General features: G+C 65.5%; 19 protein-coding genes. 8 read left to right on the top strand and 11 right to left on the bottom strand.

Translation table 11 applies throughout. The features are described from left to right. Positions 1-11: 11 nt before the first annotated feature. The 3 genes from AC16HO_RS13490 to AC16HO_RS13480 form a co-directional block, all read right to left on the bottom strand. Positions 12-761, bottom strand: a complete 750-nt coding sequence (locus tag AC16HO_RS13490; RefSeq protein ID WP_395643163.1) for a response regulator — start codon at positions 759-761, stop codon at positions 12-14. Further along, positions 758-2,245 carry an ATP-binding protein gene (locus tag AC16HO_RS13485; protein WP_395643164.1) on the bottom strand — a complete coding sequence of 496 codons (1,488 nt, stop codon included), beginning with the start codon at positions 2,243-2,245 and terminating at the stop codon, positions 758-760. Before AC16HO_RS13485 ends, AC16HO_RS13490 begins: the two co-directional genes overlap by 4 nt. 319 nt (positions 2,246-2,564) lie before the next feature. After that, positions 2,565-3,614 carry a LysR family transcriptional regulator gene (locus AC16HO_RS13480; RefSeq protein WP_395643165.1) on the bottom strand — a complete coding sequence of 350 codons (1,050 nt, stop codon included), beginning with the start codon at positions 3,612-3,614 and terminating at the stop codon, positions 2,565-2,567. Positions 3,615-3,759: 145 nt separating this feature from the next. Between AC16HO_RS13480 and AC16HO_RS13475 the strand changes: the two genes are divergently transcribed. From AC16HO_RS13475 to AC16HO_RS13460, 4 genes are all read left to right on the top strand, one after another. Next, the gene (locus AC16HO_RS13475; RefSeq protein ID WP_395643166.1) at positions 3,760-4,086 is read left to right on the top strand and encodes a hypothetical protein; all 327 of its coding nucleotides are present in this window, start codon (positions 3,760-3,762) and stop codon (positions 4,084-4,086) included. 58 nt (positions 4,087-4,144) lie between these two features. Continuing rightward, positions 4,145-5,440, top strand: coding sequence for an isocitrate lyase (aceA, locus tag AC16HO_RS13470; RefSeq protein ID WP_395643167.1), 1,296 nt, complete (start codon positions 4,145-4,147; stop codon positions 5,438-5,440). Between the two features lie 124 nt (positions 5,441-5,564). Continuing rightward, on the top strand, positions 5,565-6,611 hold the full coding sequence (locus AC16HO_RS13465) for a GGDEF domain-containing protein (protein WP_395643168.1): 1,047 nt from the start codon (positions 5,565-5,567) through the stop codon (positions 6,609-6,611). 153 nt (positions 6,612-6,764) lie between these two features. Further along, positions 6,765-9,416 (top strand): putative peptide modification system cyclase, encoded by a 2,652-nt coding sequence (locus AC16HO_RS13460; protein WP_395643169.1) that lies wholly within the window; start codon positions 6,765-6,767, stop codon positions 9,414-9,416. A gap of 18 nt (positions 9,417-9,434) precedes the next feature. Here AC16HO_RS13460 and AC16HO_RS13455 read toward each other — a convergent pair whose 3' ends face one another. Beyond that, positions 9,435-9,761: an NHLP-related RiPP peptide gene (locus AC16HO_RS13455; RefSeq protein ID WP_395643170.1), complete on the bottom strand. Its 327-nt coding sequence runs from the start codon at positions 9,759-9,761 to the stop codon at positions 9,435-9,437. A gap of 99 nt (positions 9,762-9,860) precedes the next feature. Here AC16HO_RS13455 and AC16HO_RS13450 point away from each other — a divergent pair, with 99 nt between their 5' ends. Continuing rightward, positions 9,861-11,045, top strand: coding sequence for a putative peptide maturation dehydrogenase (locus AC16HO_RS13450; RefSeq protein ID WP_395643171.1), 1,185 nt, complete (start codon positions 9,861-9,863; stop codon positions 11,043-11,045). Positions 11,046-11,103: 58 nt separating this feature from the next. Here AC16HO_RS13450 and AC16HO_RS13445 read toward each other — a convergent pair whose 3' ends face one another. The 6 genes from AC16HO_RS13445 to AC16HO_RS13420 form a co-directional block, all read right to left on the bottom strand. After that, a complete protein-coding gene (locus AC16HO_RS13445; RefSeq protein ID WP_395643172.1) occupies positions 11,104-13,362 on the bottom strand; it encodes a molybdopterin cofactor-binding domain-containing protein in 2,259 nt (752 codons plus the stop codon). Continuing rightward, the gene (locus tag AC16HO_RS13440) at positions 13,352-13,840 is read right to left on the bottom strand and encodes a (2Fe-2S)-binding protein (protein ID WP_395643173.1); all 489 of its coding nucleotides are present in this window, start codon (positions 13,838-13,840) and stop codon (positions 13,352-13,354) included. The genes AC16HO_RS13445 and AC16HO_RS13440 overlap by 11 nt, the downstream gene beginning before the upstream one ends. 159 nt (positions 13,841-13,999) lie before the next feature. Next, positions 14,000-14,584 carry a nucleotidyltransferase family protein gene (locus tag AC16HO_RS13435; protein ID WP_395643174.1) on the bottom strand — a complete coding sequence of 195 codons (585 nt, stop codon included), beginning with the start codon at positions 14,582-14,584 and terminating at the stop codon, positions 14,000-14,002. Next, complete coding sequence (locus AC16HO_RS13430; RefSeq protein WP_395643175.1) at positions 14,577-15,638, bottom strand: XdhC family protein; 1,062 nt, start codon at positions 15,636-15,638, stop codon at positions 14,577-14,579. Before AC16HO_RS13430 ends, AC16HO_RS13435 begins: the two co-directional genes overlap by 8 nt. Before the next feature lie 351 nt (positions 15,639-15,989). Then, positions 15,990-16,988 carry a patatin-like phospholipase family protein gene (locus AC16HO_RS13425; RefSeq protein ID WP_395643176.1) on the bottom strand — a complete coding sequence of 333 codons (999 nt, stop codon included), beginning with the start codon at positions 16,986-16,988 and terminating at the stop codon, positions 15,990-15,992. After that, entirely contained in the window at positions 16,985-17,971 is a 987-nt protein-coding gene (locus tag AC16HO_RS13420; protein WP_395643177.1) for a helix-turn-helix transcriptional regulator, read from the bottom strand. Before AC16HO_RS13420 ends, AC16HO_RS13425 begins: the two co-directional genes overlap by 4 nt. Before the next feature lie 284 nt (positions 17,972-18,255). On the opposite strand from AC16HO_RS13420, the gene AC16HO_RS13415 reads away from it, so the two are divergent. Continuing rightward, entirely contained in the window at positions 18,256-19,089 is an 834-nt protein-coding gene (locus AC16HO_RS13415) for a DUF481 domain-containing protein (RefSeq protein WP_395643178.1), read from the top strand. A gap of 137 nt (positions 19,090-19,226) precedes the next feature. Beyond that, a complete protein-coding gene (locus AC16HO_RS13410; protein WP_395643179.1) occupies positions 19,227-19,976 on the top strand; it encodes a type 1 glutamine amidotransferase in 750 nt (249 codons plus the stop codon). A gap of 3 nt (positions 19,977-19,979) precedes the next feature. Here the strand turns inward: AC16HO_RS13410 and AC16HO_RS13405 are convergent, their stop codons facing one another. Continuing rightward, positions 19,980-21,614, bottom strand: a complete 1,635-nt coding sequence (locus tag AC16HO_RS13405; protein WP_395643180.1) for an FMN-binding glutamate synthase family protein — start codon at positions 21,612-21,614, stop codon at positions 19,980-19,982. Between the two features lie 113 nt (positions 21,615-21,727). On the opposite strand from AC16HO_RS13405, the gene ubiA reads away from it, so the two are divergent. After that, complete coding sequence (ubiA, locus tag AC16HO_RS13400) at positions 21,728-22,837, top strand: 4-hydroxybenzoate octaprenyltransferase (RefSeq protein ID WP_395643181.1); 1,110 nt, start codon at positions 21,728-21,730, stop codon at positions 22,835-22,837. The last annotated feature ends 2 nt before the right edge of the window (positions 22,838-22,839 follow it).

Genomic DNA, 22,839 nt, shown 5'->3' with positions numbered 1-22,839 from the left:
GCGGCGAGTGTTCAGGTTTGCGTCGCGCCATCGTTGTCCTCGAAGCGATAGCCGAGGCCGTAGATCGAGGTGATCGGGTCGGCGCCGGCCTCGCCGAGCTTGCGCCGCAGATTCTTGATGTGGCTGTCCACGGTGCGGTCGCTGACCACGCGATGGTCGCTGTACAGCGCGTCCATCAGTTGCTGGCGCGAGTAGACGCGACCCGGCTGCGCCGACAGCTTGCGCAGCAGGCGGAACTCGACCGGGGTCAACGCGACCGCCTGGCCGCGCACGCGCGCCTCGAAACGTTCCTCGTCGAGTTCGACCGCAGTGGGCCTCGCGGGATCGACCGGCGCGACGCGACGGAGTACCGCGCGCACCCGCGCGACCACTTCGCGCGGGCTGAACGGCTTGCAGATGTAGTCGTCCGCGCCAAGTTCGAGGCCGAGCAGGCGATCGATTTCCTCGACGCGCGCAGTCAGCATCAACAGCGGCACGTTGGCGCTGCGCGGATCGGTCGACGCGCGCAGCGTACGGCAGATTTCGAGACCGTCGACGCCCGGCAGCATGAGGTCGAGCACGACCGCATCGGGCGCGTGCTCGCGGATCCAATCGACCGTGCCTGCCCCCGTCTCGCGCAGACTGACACGAAACGCCGAGGCGGCCAGATAGTCACGCAGCAATGCGCCGATCTTCGGCTCGTCCTCGACGACGAGGATGTGCTTGCTGGAATCCGCGTCGTCGCGACTGCGGCCCGCTGAATCGTTCGCGCCGAAGGTCATGCGAGTGTCTCCGTGGCTTGGGGCAGATCGACGAAGATGGACAGCCCGCCGAGCGGCGAAGCCGCGGAGCGGATCGTACCGCCATGCGCCTCGACGATGGCGCGGCAGATCGCCAGGCCGAGGCCGGCGCCGCCGCTGTGGCGCGCACGCGAGCTGTCGATGCGGTACAGGCGATCGAACAGCAGCGGCAATGATTCGGCCGGTACGCCAGGCGGCGTGTCCTCAACGACAAGATGCGCCGATTCCTGCGCGCGCGCAAGCGCAATGCGGATGCGCCCCGGCGCATCGGTGTAGCGACGCGCGTTGACGATGAGATTGTCGAGCAACTGACCCAGGCGCCGCGCGTCACCGCGCACGGCAAGGGTGTCGGGAGGCACGCTCAATTCCAGCGCCAGGCCGGCATCGGCACAGGCTCGTTGGTGCAGTTGCACTGCATCGCGCACGACTTCGGCGAGATCGAGCAGCTCGAAACGGTATTCGAGCGCACCGGCGTCGGCGAGCGCGAGCTGGTACAGGTCCTCGATCAATCCCGAAAGGCGCTCGCCCTCGACCGCGAGCGAATCGAACGCAGCCGCTGTCGGCGCGCGCACGCCATCCTGCAGCGCCGCGATTTCGCCGCGCAGTACGGACAGCGGCGTGCGCAACTCGTGCGCGATGTCCGCGCCCCAACGCCGGCGCGCGTCGCGGTGCGCCTCGAGCGTCTGCGCGAGACGATTGAAATCGCGCGCGAGCGCACCGAGCTCGGCGCTGCCGCCCGCGGCGATGCGGCGCGCGTAGTCGCCGGCGGTAAGCGCATGCATGCCCGAGGCCAGCGCGCGCACCGGTGCGAGCAGCCAACGGGCGAGCGCGAAGGCGAAGCCGAGCGCGACGAGCAGCGCCACGGAGCCGGCGACGATCGCCGCACGCCGCTGGGCAAGCGCAAAGGCAAGGTCGGACCCGCCGAACGCGCGCGGCGGGATCTTGCGCATCAGCAGACTGCCGACCTCCGTGTCGCCGGAACGGATCACTTCGCGCAACAAGTCTTGTGCGTCGGCGATGCGCGCATCGCCGACGACGACGACGCCGGCCGCGTCGACCAGCAGGACCCGGCTGGACGCGCCACCGCGCGGTGGTGGCCCCCCGGGCGGCGGCCTGAGCTCGTTGCTGGAAGGCGGCTCGGGCGGCATGCCCAGCTCACCCTGAGTGACACCCGGGCCGGGCGACAGCTCATCGATCGGGGCTTTGTGCCTGAGGTGGAACGAATCGACGTAGGCGTCGAACGCATGCGCGTCGCCGCGCAGGAAATCCCACGAACCACCGCGTTCGGCGTAGGCCTCGCCGAGGCGTTCGGCCGTGGATTGCAGCCGCTGCAGCGTGACCTCGTTGAGGTAGGTCGAGAAGCCTTGGCGGAAACTGTGCTGCTGCCAGACAACGAAGCCGGCAATGATCGCCACGCTGAGCACGGCGAACGCGAGGAACAGGCGATGCCACAAACGCAGATGCATCGGATCGCAAGTACGAAAGAATGACGATCACGATAGCGCGCCGCGATGCGCCGCGAAACCGCGGCGCCCGCAGATTCACCGTTTCTCCACACTTTCCGGCAGGCCTCCTCCGACGCCACGCCGGGTTCTTGAGCAAGCCCGTCGTTGGAGCGAGCACAGCGGAACCCAGCAACCAACCCGCGAGCCTGTCGGTCGCGCGGCAAGCGGACGCCGAGGCGCAAGCGCTGGGGTTCGCGTCGCTCACCCCAACCTGCTCGCTGGACGTTGGCGCCTCCTGCCCTCGGGCCTTGCTGTCGTTCGCCATCGGGCCAGGACCGCCCTAACGTTCCGAGTGGCCCGAGTCGAAGTAGTCACGGCGACTGAACAGATCGGGCTTGATCAGGTCGATGAACGCGCGCGACTGTTCGGACAGGTACTTGCCCTTGCGCATGACGACGCCATAGCTGCGCTGGGGGAAAAAGCGGCGCAGGTTGCGCGCGACGAGGCGCTCGCCGTCGCCCGGCGTGAGGCAGATGCCGGTCACGATGGAAACCCCCTGGCCCATGCCGACATACTGCTTGATCACATCCCAGCCACCAACCTCGATCGCGACGTGGTAGGGCACCTTGCGTTGCTGGAATACCAGGTCGACCATGCGATAGGTGGTCAGGCGCTGCGGCGGCAGGATCAACCCGTACGGCGAGATATCCTCGAGCGCGATTTCGGCCTTGTCCGCGAGCGGATGCCCATGCGGCACGATCAGCATCGGATCGAACCAGCGTACCGGCTCGTATTCGAGATCGTGCGGCACATCGACCATCGAGCCGACGGCGAAATCGACCTTGTCCGAACGCAGCAACGCAAGGCCGTCGATGCCGGTGACGTTGGCGAGGTCGAGGCGTACGTCCGGAAATTTCTCGCGATAGGCGCGCACCCATTCGGGCAGCAGATACTGGATCGTCGCGTTGCCGCAGGCGATATGGATCTCGCGCACCGGCGTTCCGCTGCGCCGGTTGCGGAACTGGTGGTCGAGGTTTTCCATGCCCTCGACCAGCGGTCGCGCGAGATCGTAGAGCAGCAGGCCGTCGGCAGTGAGCGCCAGGCGCGGTCGCGTGCGCTCGAGCAGGCGCGCGCCGAAATCCGATTCCAGTGCCGACAATTGCAGGCTGACCGACGACGGCGACAAGAACAGTGATTCCGCCGCACGCACCACGGTGCCGAATTTCACCGCATAACAGAACGCACGCAGCTGCTTGAGGCGACTGCCCTTGTAGTAGAACCGTGCCGATTCGGCATCCGCCACACGCCGCGTCGTCGACCGGGGCTTGCCGCGACGACGCCCGCCGACACCGGCCTTACCCCCTTTTTTTTCTGAGTTTCTTGGCTTCATTGTTTTATGGATCAACTAGATAGTGATTATTTGACAATTTTAAATTGTTGTATTGAAACATTTGATTTGTCAAATAGAAGAATCGAGCCTAGTGTGCTGCTACGCAACAAAGTGGCCGGAGCGAACCGTGACCTGCAGCGCCGCAATGAACACCGACAACCGAACCGCGAGCAACGGGGCGCCGGCGACGCGCTCGGATTTCGCCGCCTGCGTCGACCGCTGCGTGCACGCACTGATCGACGGCCCGCAGAGCGCGGCGCTGGACGAGCAGGCGCAGTTGCGCCACTGGCTCGGCGACGAGGCGATCACGCTCGCCGATGGCTCGCCGATCGACTACGCCCTGTTCGACGACGCAATCCTCAGCGTGCAGGAGCGCGTCGCGCCCACCGCCGGCGTCCAGGGACTCAGCCAGCTGCTGCGCGCCTCGCGCCAGGTGGCCGAAACGATTTATGCAAGGAACCGGCTGCCCTGATTCCAGGACGAGCCGGCGCCGCAACCGCCGCCCCACCCACCAACGCAGGACTTCGATCATGAAAGCCAATCTCCCCTCCGCCGAACCGATCAAGCTCGACTGGGCCAACAACCCGCGCTGGGCCGGCATCAAGCGCAATTACACGGCCGAGGACGTCGTGCGCCTGCGCGGCACGGTACATGTGGAGCATTCGCTCGCGCGCCTCGGCGCGGAGAAACTGTGGAAGTCGCTGCACACCGACGACTTCGTCAACGCGCTCGGCGCGCTGACCGGCAACCAGGCCATGCAGCAGGTCAAGGCCGGCCTCAAGGCAATCTATCTGTCCGGCTGGCAGGTTGCCGCCGACGCCAACCTCGCAGGCCAGATGTATCCCGACCAGTCGCTGTACCCCGCCGACTCGGTGCCGGCCGTGGTCAAGCGCATCAACAACACCTTGCTGCGCGCCGATCAGCTCCAGCACGCCGAGGGCGACGACAGCATCGACTTCCTGCAGCCGATCGTGGCCGATGCCGAAGCCGGCTTCGGTGGTGTGCTCAACGCATTCGAACTGATGAAGGCGATGATCGAGGCCGGTGCTGCCGGCGTGCACTTCGAGGACCAGCTCGCCTCGGTGAAGAAGTGCGGCCACATGGGCGGCAAGGTGCTCGTGCCGACACGCGAAGCGGTGGAAAAACTCAACGCCGCGCGCCTTGCCGCCGACGTGCTCGGCGTGCCGACGCTGGTCGTCGCGCGCACCGATGCGGAAGCGGCCGACCTGCTGACCAGCGACGTCGACGCCAACGACCAGCCGTTCACCACGGGCGAGCGCACGGTCGAAGGTTTCTACAAAACCAGGAACGGTCTCGATCAGGCGGTCTCGCGCGGCCTGGCCTACGCGCCGTACGCGGACCTCGTGTGGTGCGAAACCGGCAAGCCCGACCTCGCCTTCGCCAAGGCCTTTGCCGATGCGATCCACGCGAAGTTTCCGGGCAAGATGCTCGCCTACAACTGCTCGCCGTCGTTCAACTGGAAGAAGAACCTCGATGATGCGACGATCGCCAAGTTCCAGAAGGAAATCGCCAGCTACGGCTACAAGTTCCAGTTCATCACCCTGGCCGGCTTCCACGCGCTGAACTACTCGATGTTCAACCTCGCGCACGGTTACGCGCGCCGCCAGATGAGCGCCTTCGTCGAACTGCAGGAGGCGGAATTCGCCGCGGCCGACAAGGGCTTCACCGCAGTCAAGCACCAGCGCGAAGTCGGCACCGGCTACTTCGATGCGGTGACACAGACGATCCAGCAGGGCCAGTCGTCGACAACCGCGCTGAAGGGCTCGACCGAGGAAGAGCAGTTCCACGGCGAGAAAGCGGCCTGATGCGAACCCAGTGCGCCCGGCGGGATATCCGGGCGCCCTGGCGAAACGGCGGAAATTTGGGAGATCGGCCACGCTTGGGTTAGCATTCGCACACGATGGGGGGGCTCATCGCGAGGCGTATGCGATGTCGTCGAAAATGTCGGACGATCGATCGGGAACTATCGAATCGCCGCTGGTTGCGGCAGAGTTGCCGCACGCGCGCGCACAGCGCCGGCTCACCGAAATCGAATTCACTCTGTTCGCCTCGATCGGCCATCCGCGCAGCGTTCCACCGGGTGAAACCATTTTCCGCAAGGGTGAGCGCGGGCGCGCCATGTTCGTGGTCGAGTCCGGCGAAATCCGCCTCGAATTCGGTGACGGCCTGCCGCCCAAGCTGGTCGGCGCGCGCGAGTTTTTCGGCGAACTTGCGTTGTTCATCGGCGATCACACGCGCGTCGCAAGCGCGATCGCGATCACGCAGACGCAGGTGCGCGTGGTCGACAACGCCCTGTTCGACTCGATCCTCGAGCACGAGCCGAGGCTGCTCGCACGGTTCATGCGCCGCTCGTTCGCCTACCTGGTCGCGAGCGAACAGCAGCTGATCGAACACCTCAAGCGGCGCAACGAGGACCTGATCGCGACCCTGCATTCGCTGCGCCAGACGCAGACCCTGCTCTCGGCGGCAAACACCCTCGTGCGCACCGACGAGCTGACCGGCCTGATCAATCGCCGCGGCTTGTACCAGTTCCTCGAAACGCTCGATCACAGCAGCACGACCGCGCGCCAGCTCGCGCTGCTGCTGATCGATCTCGATCGTTTCAAGGAAGTCAACGACGAGCTTGGCCACCTGGCCGGCGACCACGCGCTGCGCATCGTCGCCGGCCAACTCGGAACCCATGCCGGCGAGGGCGACATCTGCTGCCGTCTCGGCGGCGACGAATTCGCACTGCTCGTGCAGATCGACGATCACGACGAACTCGAAACCCGCGCCGCACGTATCGTTGCCTCGGTGCGCGCCCTGCGCTTGCCGTCGCCGCATCAGATGCTGTTCCTGTCAGTCAGCGTCGGCGCCAGCTTCTGCGATACCACCGCCGACTGGTCCGCCTGGTACAGCCATGCAGACCGCGCCTTGTACGAAGCCAAGGCCGAAGGCGGCGACGGTTGGCGCCTGCGCCGCACACCGAACCTGTAATCCGTTCGGCCGGCCGCGCAAGCGCCTGATGCCGCTGCTTTCGGGCGCCGGCTCTGGTCAACGCACCCGAAATCCCGCAAAATTCGAGACCCTGCGCAGCAAAACTACGCCGAACCCGGCGCAGCCTGGGGTCTTCGCGGGGCTAGCCCGGCTATGAGTTCAATCGGATTGGAACGGTCAGGATCACCACCCGAGCAGGCCGCGGTCGCGCCGGTGCTGCGCGCGCTCGCGATTTGCGATCTCGCCGACAGCACCGCCCTGATCCATCAGCTCGGCGACCTGCGTGCGGCCGAACTCCTGCGCCGCCATGACCGCCTGACGCGCGACCTGCTGCAGCGCCACGGTGGCCGCGAAATCGACAAGACCGACGGTTTTCTCATGATTTTCGAGCGCCCGGTGCAGGCCGTCGCCTTCGCGCTCGATTACCAACGCCGGCTCGGCGAACTGAGCAAACAGGAAACCGTGCCGCTGCGCGCACGCGTCGGCATCCACGTCGGCGAGGTCGTGTTGTGGAAGAATTCGGCCAGCGACGTCTGGCGCGGTGCCAAGCCGCTCGAAGCCGAAGGCATGGTCAAACCCGTCGCCGCGCGCCTGATGAGCATCGCGCGGCCCGGCCAGATCCTGCTCTCGGGCATCGCCTACACCCTCACGCGACGTGCCCATTCGGAAATGGACGGATACCCGGCACTGCGCTGGCGCGCGCACGGCAATTACCGTTTCAAAGGTGTGCCCGACCCGGTGCAGGTGCATGAGGTAGGCGAGCAAGGCATCGCGCCGTTCAAGCCGCCCTCGTGGAGCGGCAAGGCGCATCGCGAGATTCCCTGGTGGCGGCGCCCGAGTACGCTGGCCATCGAGGCCGCGGCCGCGGTCGTGGTCATCGCCGTGCCGGTGTGGCTCACGCTGCGCAGCCCGCCCGCGATCGCATTCGCCGCGCGCGACTGGGTCGTGGTCGGCGACTTCAAGAACCTGACCGACGACACCTCGTTCGACGATTCGCTGCAAAGCGCTTTTCGCATCGGCCTCGAGCAATCGCACCACGTCAATGTACTCGCCGACCTCAAGGCGCGTGAAACGCTCAAGCTGATGCAGCGCGATCCGGACAAGACCGCAATCGACCGCGAAACCGGCAGCGAGATCGCGATCCGCGACGGCGTGCGCGCGCTGATCCTGCCGAGCATCGCCGAAATCGGCGGGCGCGTACGCGTCACCGCCGAAGTGATCGATCCGCACACACAGACCACCGTCTACTCCGAATCGGCCGACGGTATCGGCGAAAGCTCGGTGCTGTCCTCGCTGGACAAAGTCAACGCGCAACTGCGCGTGCGCCTCGGCGAAGCGCTGGCGACCGTGACGCAGGAATCGCAGCCGCTGGAAAAGGTCGCAACGAAGAGCCTCGATGCGCTGCGCGCGTATTCGCTGGGCGACAAGGCCTACGATGCGGGTGATGCAAAAAATGCGCTGACGTTCTATCGGCAGGCGATCAAATTCGATCCGGGATTCGCGCGCGCGTATCTGATGTTGTCGCGCATCTATCTGTGGCTCGGGCAGAGCGCAGACGCAGTGAAGGCTGTGAACATCGCAGCGCAGTACCCGGACCGCTTGTCGCCGCGCGAGGCTTTGAGTGCGGACGCCTGGAAAGCCTCGTTGATTGGATCACAGACCGCAGCCATCGAAAAATGGAAGTCTTTGGCTGAGTTGTATCCGGACTATTTCAATGCCCAGGGTCACTACGCTTATTTTTCTAGAGAATTCGGGAACCAATATGGAAGTGATGTCGTTCAGGCAGCGGAAAAATGCGCATCCCCAAGAAGCCCGAGCATAAGTGTGTGTCAGGAGATATTGGGATTTCTCGACCTCGGCAATGAGCACTATGAGGAAGCCGCGGGCAAATTTGCGTCGAGTCACGAACCCGGCGCTTCGATTGGCGTCTACGACGCCCGAGCTTTCGCTGCGTCAAGGGCATTCACCAAAGCGGAAGCCTTTTTGAGTTCCGCGAAATTGGGGACTTCACGTCTCGATAACGGACTACGCGTCACTCCAATTGCCATCGCATTGGACCAAGGGCATTGGGATGATGCCTGGAAACTGCTCGACTCGGCGAAACGAGATGCTGCGAAAATCGACGGCCGATTATTTACCTATTTTCTGGGCATCGAGGCGAGTCTTTCGTCGTTGCGCGAATCGAATGCAGCAACGGGAACTGAAGTTCGCGAGTACGCGAAAGCTGCCGTCGAAAACTTGGCAACGGCAAGCGATGTGGATCGCGCCGACGCACAAGTTGGCGCATTGTTCGCTGCTTACCTCGCCGCCCATGCACGCGATATCCCGCTTGCCAAGAGCGCACTTGACGCGGCAGGCCCGGCAACGAACGACAACGAATATCCGCTGTCGGCGAAAATGCGCGCAACAGCGCGTGCAGAAATAGAGCGCGTATCGGGCAACCCCAAAGAAGCTATATCGTCGCTGACCGCAAATGACGATTCCACGCTTTATCTAAGTCGCGCGGTCCTCATGCAGGCTTACTTCGACGACAAGAACTATTCCGCGGCGCGCGATCAGGCAAATTGGCTTGCTCGGCATCGCGGGCGTGCGTACGCTGAGTTCGTGCAACGCGATCTGCTTTTGCCATTCAACGTAGTGCAGTCCAATTTGGCGCTTCTCGATGTGGCCGAGAGCTCGTTGCTGCTTGGAGATCAAGCTCAAGCCCGTAACGCTCTCCACGCGTTCCAGAAAGTGTGGCCGATAGCGCCGAAGAGCGCATCGGTCCTCAAGCGCATTGCTTCCATTCAAGCGGATCTGAAGTAACCGCCAGGCGGCGAACAGCTACTCACGGAAGGGACTGATCTCGTGCAGGAGCTCGCCTTTGACCGACGAGAATACATGCAACTTGACCGGTCTCTGCGCCAACGTAACGCACAGCAGTTCGTCGATCAGTTTCAACAGCGCATCTAGAAATACGCTCTTGTCTGCCAACTTCGCCGGTTTGAGGTGCTTGTTCTCGCGCAGCATGGCTAGTTGCTTGTCCGGTACGCCAATGTCTGCCAGCGCCTGCAGCGGATCCTGCTCGTAGTGATGGCGAAACAGATCGTCGTCAGCCAGTTTGCGCAACAGTTTGAGCGCAAGTTTCTGATCGAGAATCTCGTCTTTCATCGCGCCCCCTGAGGCCAATGCTGCCGATGGTCTATGATGAACCGCGCGCTGCGGCCGCCGCGGTTCATCGTATCAGTTCAAAATCCAAAGGGATATCTCATGCGCGTACGCCGCTGCGGCAGCGTGATGCTGGAGCCGCGCGAGCGGCTGGAATTTGATCTTTCCGCGCTCGCCGCCGGCGGCAGCGGGCTTGTGCGCGTGCTCGAATGGGTCGCGCTCGCGCCGCATGTCGCAGGCGAAATCATCCTGACGCCGCAGGAAAGCACCGTGCTCGGCGGGTTGTCGCCATCGACGTGGATCGAGCTCGACGAGCTCGCGCGCGCGCACCCGCGCGCCGTACTCGACGCGCTCGCGGGCAAGTGGCTGCTGGTCGCTGAAGACAGCGAGGCCGCGCGCCGCGACCAGAAGCTGCGCGACACGCACTGGCGCACGCCGTCGGCGGTGATGCACTACGCCTCGCGCTGGACTGACGTCGACACCGAGGACCTGCAGCACGATTTCGCCGAGATGATAGGTGGGCGCCTGATCGACCGCCTCGGCCCACCGGCGCCGGCGGTGCGCGAACGGGTTCCGGCCGCGCAGCGCCTGCGTCTGCCGCCGAAGGGTGATGCCTCGCCGCTCGACGCGCTGCTCGACGGCCGCGTCACCTGCCGCAACTTCGATCGCATGCGCAAGCTCTCGCTGGACTCGTTTTCGGCGGTGCTGTATCGCACCTATGGCGCGCGCAAGGTCGACGAAACCACGCTGGGCATTCCGCTGCTGAAGAAGGGCGTGCCGGCAGCCGGCGCACTGCATGCCACCGAGGCGTACCTGATCGCGCAGCATGTCGAAGGGGTAGCGCCGGGCCTGTACCATTACCATCCGGTCGAGCATGCGCTGGAGCCGATGCGCAGGCTCGATGCCGCGGCTATTCCTGCACTGATCAAGCGCCTGACTGCGGCGCAGGACTACTTCGCCGATGCGCATGTCGTGGTCATTCCGACCAGCCGCTTCTTGCGCAATTTCTGGAAGTACCGCAACCACGCCAAGGCGTATCGCGCGCTGATCCTCGACGTCGGCCATCTGTCGCAGGTGCAGTATCTGGCCGCGACCGAACTCGGCCTCGGCGCGTTCGTCACCGCGGTGATCAACGAGATCGACATCGAGCGCGAGTTCGGCCTCGATCCGCTCGAGGAAGGGCCGCTCGCGGTGTGCGGCTTCGGCCACCGCGCCGAGGTGCGCAACGAGGCCGAATTCGACCCACTCAATTCGGTGTGGGCAGCGGAAAGTCCCGGGCCGCGCTGAAGGCGTTGCGCCCGGTGCCGATGGAACGCCTGCGCTCACGCGCAGGCGTCGCTGCGTTTCAGGCGAGCCTGAGCGGCAGTTTGCGCAGGCGCTGGCCCGTCGCCGCGAACACGGCGTTCGCCACGGCCGGCGCGATCGGCGGCGTGCCGGGTTCGCCGACACCGCCCATCCTGTCGGTGCTCGGCACGATGTGCACCTCGACCTTCGGCATCTCGTTCGCGCGCAGCACGAGGTAGTTGTGGAAATTCGATTGCTCGACCTTGCCGTCTTTGAGGGTCAGCTCGCTGTGCAACGCGGCGCCGAGACCGAAGGCGATGCCCGATTGCATCTGCGCCTCGATCGTGAGCGGATTGACCACCGGGCCGCAATCGATCGCGCAGACGACGCGGTGTACTTTTATCCTGCCTTTATCAGGCCCGTTGCCTTCGACCGACACTTCGACGATCTGCGCGACGTAGCTGCCGAAGGAGGCGTGCACGGCAATGCCGGCCGCGCGGCCCTTGGGCAGCGCCTTGCCCCAGCCGAACTTTTCTGCGGCGAGATCGAGCGCGAGGCGCTCGCGCGATTTTTCCGGCAGCAGCGCCTGGCGGTACTTCAACGGATCCTGCTTCGCCGCATGCGCGAGTTCGTCGACGAAGCTTTCGACGACGAAACCCGTGTGCGAGTGTCCGACCGAACGCCACCACAGCACGGTGATCGGACTCGATGGCGTATGCAGATCGACGCGATGCGCGGGTACGGCGTCGAGATACGGCGCATCGGCGGCACCTTCGACCGAGCTGCCATCGATACCGTCCTTGATCATCGCGCCCGCGAACGGCGTTCCGGCGATGATCGACTGACCGACGATCGTGTGTGCCCAGGCCGCAGGTTTGCCGTCTTTGGCCAGGGTCGCGCGCAGGCGCGACAGCCACATCGGCCGGTAGTAGCCGCCGTGGATGTCGTCCTCGCGCGTCCACACGACCTTGACCGTCTGCTTCGAAGCCTTCGCGACCTCGACCGCTTCGACGATGAAATCCGATTGCGGATTGGCGCGTCTGCCGAAGCCGCCGCCGAGAAACGTGGTGTGGATACGCACCTGCTCGGGTTTGAGACCGAGCAGTTTCGCTACGGCCATCTGGTCGACACCCTGAAACTGCGTGCCGGTCCAGATGTCGCAGCCATCCTTGCCGATTTCGGCAGTGCAGTTGAGCGGCTCCATCGGCGCATGTGCGAGGAACGGCACTTCGTATTCCGCCTCGATGACCTTGCCGGCCTTCAATACCGCGTCGACGTCACCGGCCTTCTTCGCCACGGTGCCGGTCGTCTGCGCGGCCTTGCGATACTCGGCACGCAGGCCGCTGGTGGAAATCGCCGCGCCGGGCCCGAGGTCCCAATCGACGACGAGCGCATCTCGGCCCTGCTTCGCCGCCCAGAAATGCTTGGCGAGCACGGCCACGCCGCTCGGTACCTGCATCACGTCGACGACGCCGGGCACGGTCCTGGCTTTGGTCGCGTCGAACGATTTCACCTTGGCACCGAACACCGGCGCGCGCGCGATCGTCGCGATCAGCATGCCCGGCCGTTTCACGTCGATGCCGAATTCGGCCGTGCCGGTCACCTTGGCCTTGCTGTCGAGGCGTTTGATCGGCTTGCCGATCAGACGGAATTCCTCGGGCTTCTTCAATGCGACATTGGTCGGCATCGGCAGCCTGGCCGCGGCCTCGGCGAGTTCGCCGTAGCTCGCCTTCTTGTCGCCGCAAAACACCATGCCGTTTTTGGTGCGGCAATCCGTGGTGCCGGCGAGATTCCATTTCTTCGCCGCCGCCGCGATCAACAGCGCGCGCGCCATCGCGCCCGCTTCGCGCAATTGCGCGAACGATTCCCACGTGCTCGTCGAACCGCCGGTCATTTGCAGGCCGAATACCGTGTGCCTGTACTCGGGTGCGGCCGGCGCATGCTCGACGTGCACTTTCGACCAGTCGCAATCGAGCTCGTCGGCGACGACCATCGGGATCGAGGTCCACACGCCCTGGCCCATCTCCGAGTGCTTGAGCAGCACGGTCACGCTGTTGTCTGGCGCGATGCGCACGAACGCGTTCGGCGGGATCGGCGCCGGTTGCTTGGCCACGTCCTGCGCGAACACGCGGCGCGCGCCGAGCGGCAGGAAGCAGGCGACGACGAGACCCGCCGACGCCGCGGCACCGGCCTTGAGAAAATCCCGACGGCTCGCCGTTTGCTTGAAACCCTTGCCTTCGGCAGCAGGTTGGGCCCGGGAGGCTGTCGAGGATTCCATCGACGCGATGACTTCGGAAAGATTCATGCCTTCACGCCACATGACTCACCTCCTCGCCGACTGCTGCCGTGGCGGTCAACGCCGCTGCACGATGCACCGCGGCGCGAATGCGTTGGTAGGTTCCACAACGGCAGATGTTGCCGCTCATCGCCGCATCGATGTCGGCGTCGGTCGGCTGCGGCTTTTGCTTGAGCAGCGCAACGGCGGTCATGATCTGGCCGGACTGGCAATAGCCGCACTGCACGACGTCGGCTTCGATCCACGCACGCTGCACGGGATGCTCGCCGTCCTTGCCGATGCCTTCGATGGTGGTGATTTTCTTGCCGGCGAGCGTCGCGACCGGCGTGACGCACGAACGCATCGCCACGCCGTCGACATGCACGGTGCAGGCGCCGCACTGGGCCATGCCGCAGCCGAACTTGGTGCCGGTCAGGCCGATCAGGTCGCGCAACACCCAGAGCAGCGGCATGTCGCCGGGCGCATCGACTTCATGCTCCCGCCCGTTGACGTCGAGTTTCATCGGACACCTCGCAGCGTTGGCCGTGGAAGTTGTGCACGCTACTCCGCGCAGGTGAAGAAATCCATACGCTGCGGAACATCCGTTTGACGGGTTCGGCACTGCGCTGCGGGGCTTGCCGCGCAGCGACGAATTGCAGGACGGACGGCCCGCGATTCGCGCTCAGGACAGGTGGCGCAAATCGGCAGGCAGGTCGATATCGGCGGCCAGTGCCTCGTTGGCGATCACCGCGACGCGGTCGCGATGCCGAACCAGCAGATCGCGCATGCCGCGATCCGCCGTCGGACAGAGCTCGTCGAACCATGCCCGCGGCAGCAGGGCCGGCACACCGGGTTTGTTCGCGTAGAACGACGCAGAACCACGTTCGGGCGCTTCGCGCCAGGCAGCGCGCAACGCAACCAGGTGCGCCGCGTCGAGCGTGGGCTGGTCGCAGAGCACGACGAGTACGCCCACGCATTCGGCTGCCAGCGCGGCGACTCCGGCATGCAGCGACGCGCCCAGTCCGTATCGCCAATCCGCGCAGTCGACGCGGCGCACGCGCAGATCCTGCACCTGCGCGAACACGGGGCCGGCTTCGCCGCCAAGCACGACGACCGCGTCGCCGGGTTGCGTTGCCAGCGCCATGCGTGCGGCGCGACGCACCAGGGTTTCGCCGTGGTGAAGCATGAGCTGCTTGGGCCGCCCCAGACGCGTCGACGCTCCGGCGGCGAGCACGACGACGCCGTGCACGGGCGCGTGATCAGGCACGCGCGTCTGCCGCCGCGGCCGCCGCGCCGCCACGCACCGGCGCGCAGAAGTGCTGCTGCAACTGCGCCGCAATCGCTAGCGCGACGGCTTCGCCGCCGTGGCCGCCGAGATCGAGCCCGACCGGCGCGCGCAGACGCGACGCGAGGCGTGCGCGCGCTGCCTCGTCAAGTTCGCCCAGCAGCGCATCGCGCCGTGCCGCGGGACCGAGCAGGCCGATGTAGCCGGCCTCGCCTGCGGCGCAAAAACGCAACCAGTCCCGGTCGAGCGAGTAGTTGTGGTTCATCAGCAGCATCGCGTCGTAGCGCTCGCCGGCCAGTGCGGCGGCCGCCACGGCGGGCGGCTGATCGATCAGACGATCGATGGCGGCGTCCTTGGCGAACGCGGCCCAGCGTCCGCGATGTTCGACGAGATCGGCGAACCAGCCCTGCCTGCGTGCGATCAGCGCCAGCGGTGCCGTTTCCGGCCCGGCACCGAACAGAAGCAGGCGCGGCGGCGCGGGAATGGTGATGCTCAAGCTCGTGACAGGGGACGTCGGCGATGCGCGGCCTTCGCTATCCCACCGTGCGGCAGGTTCGGGCGAGGCCGCCCCGACGAAACCGGCGTTGCCCGCGCCCGGCGCGGCTGCGTCCAGCGCAAACGACAGATGCAGGCCGACGCCGCGATCGAGCGCAGCGAACAGCGCGCGTGCGAGTGGCGCCTGCGGCGGCAACGGCAACAACAGCAAGGCAACGTGGCCGCGGCAGCCGATGCCGCTGCCGAACAGCAGATCCTCATCGCTGCGCGTATCGAACTCGACAATGGCCGCACGCCCGGACTTGTGCACTTCGCGCGACGCGTCTTCAAGCGCGGGTTCCAGGCAGCCTCCGCTGATCACGCCGTGGCGCAAACCCTTGCCGTCGAGCAGCACCAGCGCGCCGGGTTTCTGGTAGGTCGAGCCCTGGGTCGCGGTCACGATGCCGAGCACCGCGGTCTCGTTGCGCGCGTGGATGCGCCAGAGCACATCGAGCAGGCCGCGCAGGCCGCCGGCCGCGGCATTCACATCGCTGATCGTCATGCGCGTGATGTTAGCGTAGACGCGGCCGACGCGAGGCGCCCCACCGCGCGACGCCAACCGCCACCGCTACCAGCCGCGGGCGAACGCCGGCTGCGGCCCAACGCAGGAAAGCCCGCGAATTCGCACAACTCTTACGCCATCGTCAGGCTTTTGTAAGCTTTGTCCGGGTATCGTGTGCCCCGTAGTGCAGGACTCCCCAGGCCGCTACCCCCGGCCTCTGCATTGCGACCCCGAACGGCCCGCTCTCCCCAGCGGGCCGTTTTTTTTCGACAGCGGCAGGCGGCAACCGCACGAGTGCGGCGCGGGCGAACGCTGGCGGAAATGGTGCCGGGGCGCCCGGAAGCCGTTGCTTCAGGATCGCCGCCGCACCGGCACCTGCCAATGCTGCATGGCCTCGCGCGTGCATTTCCGGCCGAGTTCGATCAACTCGTCGGCGCGATGGAATTCGTAGAACGCACAGGCATTGCGCGGCACGCGCACGATCAGATCCGGCGGCTGCGCAGCAAGCTTGTAGCGCGTGACCGTCTGCTGCACCACGTCGAGCGTGCGCGCGAACAGTTCGAGCGCGCCTGGATCGGCGGCGCGTTCGGCATGCCGCTTTTCGCGCTTCTCCAGCAGCCCGTCGATGAAGCTCGCGATCTTGCGCCGCGACGTCGTCAGCGCGCCGCCGGCCTCGTTCGCGGGCGCGGGCAACGCCTCGACGTGCTCGTTCGCGGCCAGCGCCTCGTCCATGTCGCCGAAGGTCGCATCGCCCGTCGTTGTGCCCGGCTGGCCGGCCGGATCTTCGTCCGGGCCATTGACGTCGACCGCGATCGTGCAGTCGGTGAGATCGCGCAGCGTCGGCGTGACCGGCACCGGATTGAGCAGTCCGCCGTCGACGAGCGTGCGCCCCTCGTAGTGGTGCGGGCGGAAAACGGTCGGGATCGAGATCGAGGCGCGGATCGCGTCGAACAGCGGTCCGCGCGAGAACCACACCTCGCGTTGCGCGTAGAGATCGGTCGCGACCGCGGTGAAGTTGACCGGCAACTCCTCGATGCGCACCTCGCCGATCAGGTTCTTGATCTGGCCGAGCACGCGGTCGCCCTTGATGAAACCACCGCCGGAAAGCGTCCAGTCGAGCAGGCGCAGCACGTCGAGGCGCTGCAGCGTGCGCGACCAGTCGCGGTAGTCGTCGAGCTTGCCTGCGGCGTAGATGCCGCCGACCAGCGCGCCCATCGAGCAACCGGCGATGCTGCGGATGTCGAAACCCTGCGCGCGCAGTTCCTCGATCACGCCGATATGCGCGTAGCCGCGCGCACCGCCCGAACCGAGCACGAGCGAAACCGTCGGCGCAGCGCGTGAGTTGCTCATGCCGGGTCCCCGGCGTAGCCGCCGATCGTCAGCTGCAGCAGGATCTTCATTTCCTCGCGCAGGCTCAGCGGCGCGACGACTTCGGCATCGGGACCGTATTTGAGCACGTCCATCAGCAGCTCCTTCGAATTGCTGTACGGCAGTTTCAACTCATAGCGCCCGTCCTTGAGCCAGGCGCCCTGCTGCTGCGAGTGCCAGTGCTCGTCGGCGACCCAGCGCGCGGCGTGCGCGGAGAAACGCACCGTTGCCCAGTTTTTTGGCGCGCCGGAGAAGATGCCGTAGCTCGAGGCGAGATGCTTGTTCAATTCCTCGTCATCGCGATCGCTCGCGACGGCATCGAGCACCTGCGTATCCTTGATGCGATCGACGGCGAAGCTGCGCAGTCCGTCGCGGCTTTCGTCCCAGGCATCGAGATACCAGTTGTCGCGGTAGTGGGTCAGGCGCTGCGGCGATACCGCGCGCTCGGTCGCCTGGTCGGTCGAACGCGCGCGATAGGCGAACTTGAGGCGCTTGCGTTCGAGCACGGCGCTGGCGACATGGCGGAACGTCGCCTCGTCGATCTTGCGCGTACCGTAGCCGATCACGCGGATGCGCTCGAGCGGCGCCTTGCGCGCGCCGCCGTCGACCTGGCTGGTCAGCAGCTTGTCGATGCGCGAACGGAACGGCGCGAGCGCCGAGGCGAGCACGCCGGGACCGGTGCGGCCGATCAGCTCGTTGAGCGCAAGCAAGGCCTGCAACTCTTCGCTGGTCAGCCACAGACCCGGCAGTTCGAAACACTCGCCTTCCTCGACGGCATAGCTGTAAGCCGCGTTCTCGCCGTCACTTTCGATCGGCGCGCCGAGCGCGTCGCGCAGGAAGGCGATGTCGCGATAAGCGGTCGCGCGCGAGCATTCAAGCTCGTCGAGCAGGCGTGCCAGCGGCACCGGCCGGCGCGCCGACTTGAGGATGCGGTGCAGGGTCAGAATGCGTTCATAGCGGTCCATGCGGCTATGGTACGCGAACTCGGGAATGCCCGGCGCGGCGGATTTCGCCCTGGTGCAGACGCATCGCCGCACGCGTCCGCGCGTCTTCGCGCGAAGAAGACACGCGGGCGATCCCGAAGGGATGATACAAATGCAAATTGTATATTTATCCCATAAAATACAAATTAACGTTTTCCTGATGTATACCTGAATGAACGGAAGCTGACGCGGGTTCGATGCTGAAAACGTGGGACATAATGCGCCCCCTTTTCGAATCCGCTCACAGAACCAACAAGGAGATCCCGATGAACAAGACCATCCTCGCCTGCGCGCTCGCGCTGGCCCTCCCGTTCGCCGCGCATGCGGCCGACACGAACGACGGCAACTGGCACGGCAGCGGCGAAGCCGGCCTTGCCCTCGCGAGCGGCAACGCCAAGTCGCAGAACCTCAACGCCAAGCTGACGTTGAAGAAGGAAGACGATCTGTGGAAGTACGACTTCTTCCTCGAGGCGCAGCGCAGCAAGGCCAACGTGAAGACGTACTACGTCATTCCGCCGGCGACGGCAGGTGGTGCTTACACCATCGGCACGGGTTCGAGTTACGATCTGACCGCCAATCGCTACAACGCGGGTGCATCGGCCGGCTACAAGTTCGATGACCGCAGCTACATCGTTGGCGCGCTGCGTTACGAGCACGATGCGTTCTCGCCCTACACGTATCAGTACACCGCGTCGATCGGCTACGGCTATCAGGTGTTGAAGAACGCCGCGGATGAACTGTCGTTCGAAGTCGGCCCCGGCTACAAGGTGATTCAGCCGATCGCGCCGACCTTCGTCGACAATTCGGTGAATCCGCCGTTGATCACGAAGGGTCCGAAACCGGATTCCGAGAGTGGTGTTGTCCTGCGCGGCCTGGTCAACTACAAGCACAACTTCAACGAGTCGACCTCGCTCGTGAACACGCTCCTTGTCGAAGGCAATGGCGACAACACGTATCTGCAGAATGATCTCGGCCTGCAGGTGAAGATGAGCGATCGCCTCGCACTCAAGGCCGGCTATCAGGTGCGCCACAACACCGACGTGACCGTCGGCAAGAAAACCGACCAGCTGCTGACGACCAATCTCGTCTACGGCTTCTGATCGGCATCGACAGTGCGGTTTGATTCAAGTAAAACGGGCTCCTCGCGGGCCCGTTTTTTTGTGGCTTGCCTCTGCGCTGGTCGTTGAACGCAAATGTCAGTAGCGGTCAATCGCAACCGTACCTCCCAACAAAAGCCATGTCGCGCATTCTCGTCTTCCAGCACGTTGCCGCCGAACCGCTCGGCACGCTCGATCCGCTGATCCGGCGGCGCGGGCACCGGGTCAAGTTCGTCAACTTCGAACGCCAGCCCGAGGCCAAGCCGCGGCTCGACCGCTACCAGGGCCTGATCGTGCTCGGCGGGCCGATGAACGTCGAGGAACGCGACGCGCGCGCGCATCTGCAGACCGAGATCGAGGTGATCCGCGAGGCGCTCGTGCAGGGCAAGCCCGTGCTCGGCATCTGTCTCGGCGCGCAGCTGCTCGCGCACGCCCTCGGCGGCGAGGTGCGGCGCAACGCGGTCAGCGAAATCGGCTGGTACGAACTCGCGACCACCGACGCGGGCCGCAGCGATCCCGTGCTCGCGCCGCTCGGCGCCATCGCGCCGATCTTCCAGTGGCACGGCTATACCTTCGACCTCCCCGCGGGCGCCACGCATCTCGCGCGCACAGGCACGTGCGAGAACCAGGCCTTCCGCCACGGCGGCAACGCCTACGGTTTCCAGTTCCACCTCGAGATGGACAAGCCGCTGATCGAGCGCTGGCTCGAGCTGCCGGCCTATCGCGACGAGCTGATCGCCGCCGGTCTCGGCCGCGACGCCGATTCGATCCGCGCCGACACCTTCGCCCGCATCGAAGCGATGCAGCAACGCGCGCATGCGGTATTCAACAACTTCCTGGACCTGGTCGGCACGCCGGCGCGAAGGCGCAGGCTGGCGGCCACCGCGTAGCAGCTACCGCGATTTGGTCTTCTGTAAGTCGAGCAATGCGCGCGGCGCGGCAAACGTGTCGGCGCGAGCCTCGCGCCAGAACGACTGGAACACGGCATGCGCCGGCACCCCGCCGTTCAACAGCGCGCCGGGTTCAACGTATTGATAGAGCGTGGCGAGCGAGCGCACTTCGGTCGAGGACACGCGACGGATGATGTGCTCGGGGCCGAGCTGGCCCGGATGGGTCAGGCCAGCGGCGGCGATCAGTTCCTTGAGCGCCTTGAGCGTGTTGTCGTGGAACCTGTGCACGCGCTCGGACTTGCCCGGTACATCGAGTTTCTTCCAGCGCCCCGGATCCTGCGTGGCGACGCCGGTCGGGCAGCGGTCGGTGTGGCAGTTCTGCGACTGGATGCAGCCGAGCGCGAACATGAAACCGCGCGCGGCGTTGCACCAGTCGGCGCCGAGCGCGAGCGTGCGCGCGAGATCGAACGCGGTGATCACCTTGCCGCTCGCGCCGAGACTGATTTTGTCGCGCAGGTTCAGCCCGACCAGGGTGTTGTGGATCAGCAGCAGCGCCTCGCGCAGCGGCGCGCCGACATGGTCGGTGAATTCGGGCGGCGCCGCGCCGGTGCCGCCTTCGCCGCCGTCGACGACGATGAAATCGGGCAGGATGCCCGATTCCTGCATGGCCTTGGCGATGCCGAACCACTCCCACGGATGGCCGAGCGCGAGCTTGAAACCGGTCGGCTTGCCACCGGATTTTTCGCGCAGTCGGGCGACGAACTGGAGCAATCCCAGCGGCGTCGAGAACGCCGAATGCGCGGCCGGAGAAACGCAGTCGACGCCCATCGGCACCCCGCGCGCTTCGGCGATTTCCGCACTTACCTTGACCCCGGGCAACACGCCGCCATGGCCGGGCTTTGCGCCCTGCGAGAGCTTGATCTCGATCAGCTTCACCTGCGGGTCGATCGCATTCGCGGCGAATTTGTCGAGGCTGAAACTGCCGTCGTCGTTGCGGCAGCCGAAGTAGCCCGAGCCGATCTCCCAGCAGATGTCGCCGCCCATCTCGCGGTGGTAGCGCGACATCGAACCCTCGCCGGTGTCGTGGTAGAAGCCGCCGCGCTTGGCGCCTTCGTTGAGCGCGCGGATCGCATTCGCACTCAACGCACCGAAACTCATCGCCGAGATGTTGAACACGCTGGCCGAATACGGCTGCGTGCATTGCGGGCCGCCGATCGTGATGCGGAAGTCGTGGCTGGCGATCATCGAAGGCGCGAGCGAATGATTGATCCACTCGTATTGCGCTGCATACAAATTCAGCTCGCTGCCGAACGGACGCTTGTCCTCGACGTTCTTCGCGCGCTGATAGACGACGGAGCGCTGTGCGTGCGAGAACGGCACTTCCTCGGTGTCGGACTCGACCACGTACTGGCGCATCATCGGGCGGAAGAATTCGAAGAAGGTGCGGAGGTGGCCGGTGACCGGAAAATTCCGCTGCAGCGTATGCCGGGTCTGCAACAGGTCGCGCACACCGAGCAGCGACAGCGCGCCGCAGATGACCGCCGTCCAGCGCCACAACCATCCGTCCCAAAGCATGGCGACCGACAGTGCGAACAGCGCGAGGCAAAGCGCGAAGGGAAGGTAGCGCGAGGGCAGCATGTTTGCGTCTCGATGGAGGACCCGCGCGAGGATACTCCGTTGCGTTTGCCGCATGCGCGGCTGTCGATCCTCGGGATGGGAGAAGGCAAGGCCGGCAGGTTACACTTGACGCAATGGATCAGCCGTCTCCGCCGCAGAAACTTCGCCGTTCGCGAACGAAAGCGAAATCCGATGCGCAGGATTCGCTGCCGCTCGCCCCGCCCGCGGCGAAAAGCGCCACCGTGGCGGCGAGCCCGACGAAGGCGAGGCGGGCCGACCTCGGCGCGCGCCCGCGGATTTCCGTGCCGCCGGTCGGCGCGGTCAAACGCTCGCTCGGCAAGGCCGAAATCGAGAAACCGGCACATGCGGGCATCGACTGGGCAGGTTGGCGCGAGCGTCTGGTCGAATACGCGAAGCTCGCGCGCATGCACCGCCCGATCGGCGCGGCGCTGCTGCTGTGGCCGACCTGGTGGGCGCTGTGGCTTGCCGCCGGCGATTTTCCGCCATGGCGCGCGCTGCTGATCTTCACTCTCGGCGTATTCCTCATGCGCTCGGCCGGTTGCGTGATCAACGACTACGCGGACCGCAAGCTCGATCCACAGGTCAAGCGCACGCGCGAACGACCGATCGCGGCCGGGAAAATCGGGCCGCACGAAGCGTTGTTCGTGTTCGTCGCTTTGCTGGCGAGCGCTTTCGTGCTCGTGCTGTTCACCAATCGGCTGACGATCGAGCTGTCTTTCGTCGGCGCTTTCCTCGCCGCGACGTACCCGTTCACCAAACGCTACACGCACCTGCCGCAGGTCTATCTCGGTGCCGCCTTCGGCTGGGCCATTCCGATGGCCTTCGCCGCGGTGACGAACTCGACGCCGCCGCTGTGCTGGCTGCTGTTTCTCGCCAACGTGCTGTTCTCGACGATCTACGACACCGAATACGCGATGGTCGACCGCGACGACGACCGGCGCGTCGGCGCGAAGTCGACCGCGATCCTGTTCGGCGACGCCGACCTCGCCATTCTCGGCGTGCTCATGGCGACGTTCCTGCTGGCGATGGCACTGGTCGCGCAGCGCGGCCATCTGCACTGGCCGTATTTCGCCGGCGTCGCCATCGCCGCGGGCTTGTTCGCCCGGCAGCTGTGGACCATGCGCAAGCGTGATCGCGACGCATGCTTTGCCGCATTCCGCAACAACAACTGGGTCGGCATGGCGCTATGGGTGGGCATCGCCGTGTCGCTGGCGATGAAGTGAGA

The organism is Rudaea sp. (assembly GCF_057139185.1).
The sequence above is the reverse complement of the archived record's forward strand: the minus strand, read 5'-3'. Positions and strand labels throughout refer to the sequence as shown.

Coding starts and splice junctions, on each gene's coding strand:
- AC16HO_RS13490 (WP_395643163.1), bottom strand. CDS start 761: ATGACCTTCGGCGCGAACGATTCAGCGGGCCGCAGTCGCGACGACGCG.
- AC16HO_RS13485 (WP_395643164.1), bottom strand. CDS start 2,245: ATGCATCTGCGTTTGTGGCATCGCCTGTTCCTCGCGTTCGCCGTGCTC.
- AC16HO_RS13480 (WP_395643165.1), bottom strand. CDS start 3,614: ATGAAGCCAAGAAACTCAGAAAAAAAAGGGGGTAAGGCCGGTGTCGGC.
- AC16HO_RS13475 (WP_395643166.1), top strand. CDS start 3,760: ATGAACACCGACAACCGAACCGCGAGCAACGGGGCGCCGGCGACGCGC.
- aceA (WP_395643167.1), top strand. CDS start 4,145: ATGAAAGCCAATCTCCCCTCCGCCGAACCGATCAAGCTCGACTGGGCC.
- AC16HO_RS13465 (WP_395643168.1), top strand. CDS start 5,565: ATGTCGTCGAAAATGTCGGACGATCGATCGGGAACTATCGAATCGCCG.
- AC16HO_RS13460 (WP_395643169.1), top strand. CDS start 6,765: ATGAGTTCAATCGGATTGGAACGGTCAGGATCACCACCCGAGCAGGCC.
- AC16HO_RS13455 (WP_395643170.1), bottom strand. CDS start 9,761: ATGAAAGACGAGATTCTCGATCAGAAACTTGCGCTCAAACTGTTGCGC.
- AC16HO_RS13450 (WP_395643171.1), top strand. CDS start 9,861: ATGCGCGTACGCCGCTGCGGCAGCGTGATGCTGGAGCCGCGCGAGCGG.
- AC16HO_RS13445 (WP_395643172.1), bottom strand. CDS start 13,362: ATGTGGCGTGAAGGCATGAATCTTTCCGAAGTCATCGCGTCGATGGAA.
- AC16HO_RS13440 (WP_395643173.1), bottom strand. CDS start 13,840: ATGAAACTCGACGTCAACGGGCGGGAGCATGAAGTCGATGCGCCCGGC.
- AC16HO_RS13430 (WP_395643175.1), bottom strand. CDS start 15,638: ATGACGATCAGCGATGTGAATGCCGCGGCCGGCGGCCTGCGCGGCCTG.
- AC16HO_RS13425 (WP_395643176.1), bottom strand. CDS start 16,988: ATGAGCAACTCACGCGCTGCGCCGACGGTTTCGCTCGTGCTCGGTTCG.
- AC16HO_RS13420 (WP_395643177.1), bottom strand. CDS start 17,971: ATGGACCGCTATGAACGCATTCTGACCCTGCACCGCATCCTCAAGTCG.
- AC16HO_RS13415 (WP_395643178.1), top strand. CDS start 18,256: ATGAACAAGACCATCCTCGCCTGCGCGCTCGCGCTGGCCCTCCCGTTC.
- AC16HO_RS13410 (WP_395643179.1), top strand. CDS start 19,227: ATGTCGCGCATTCTCGTCTTCCAGCACGTTGCCGCCGAACCGCTCGGC.
- AC16HO_RS13405 (WP_395643180.1), bottom strand. CDS start 21,614: ATGCTGCCCTCGCGCTACCTTCCCTTCGCGCTTTGCCTCGCGCTGTTC.
- ubiA (WP_395643181.1), top strand. CDS start 21,728: ATGGATCAGCCGTCTCCGCCGCAGAAACTTCGCCGTTCGCGAACGAAA.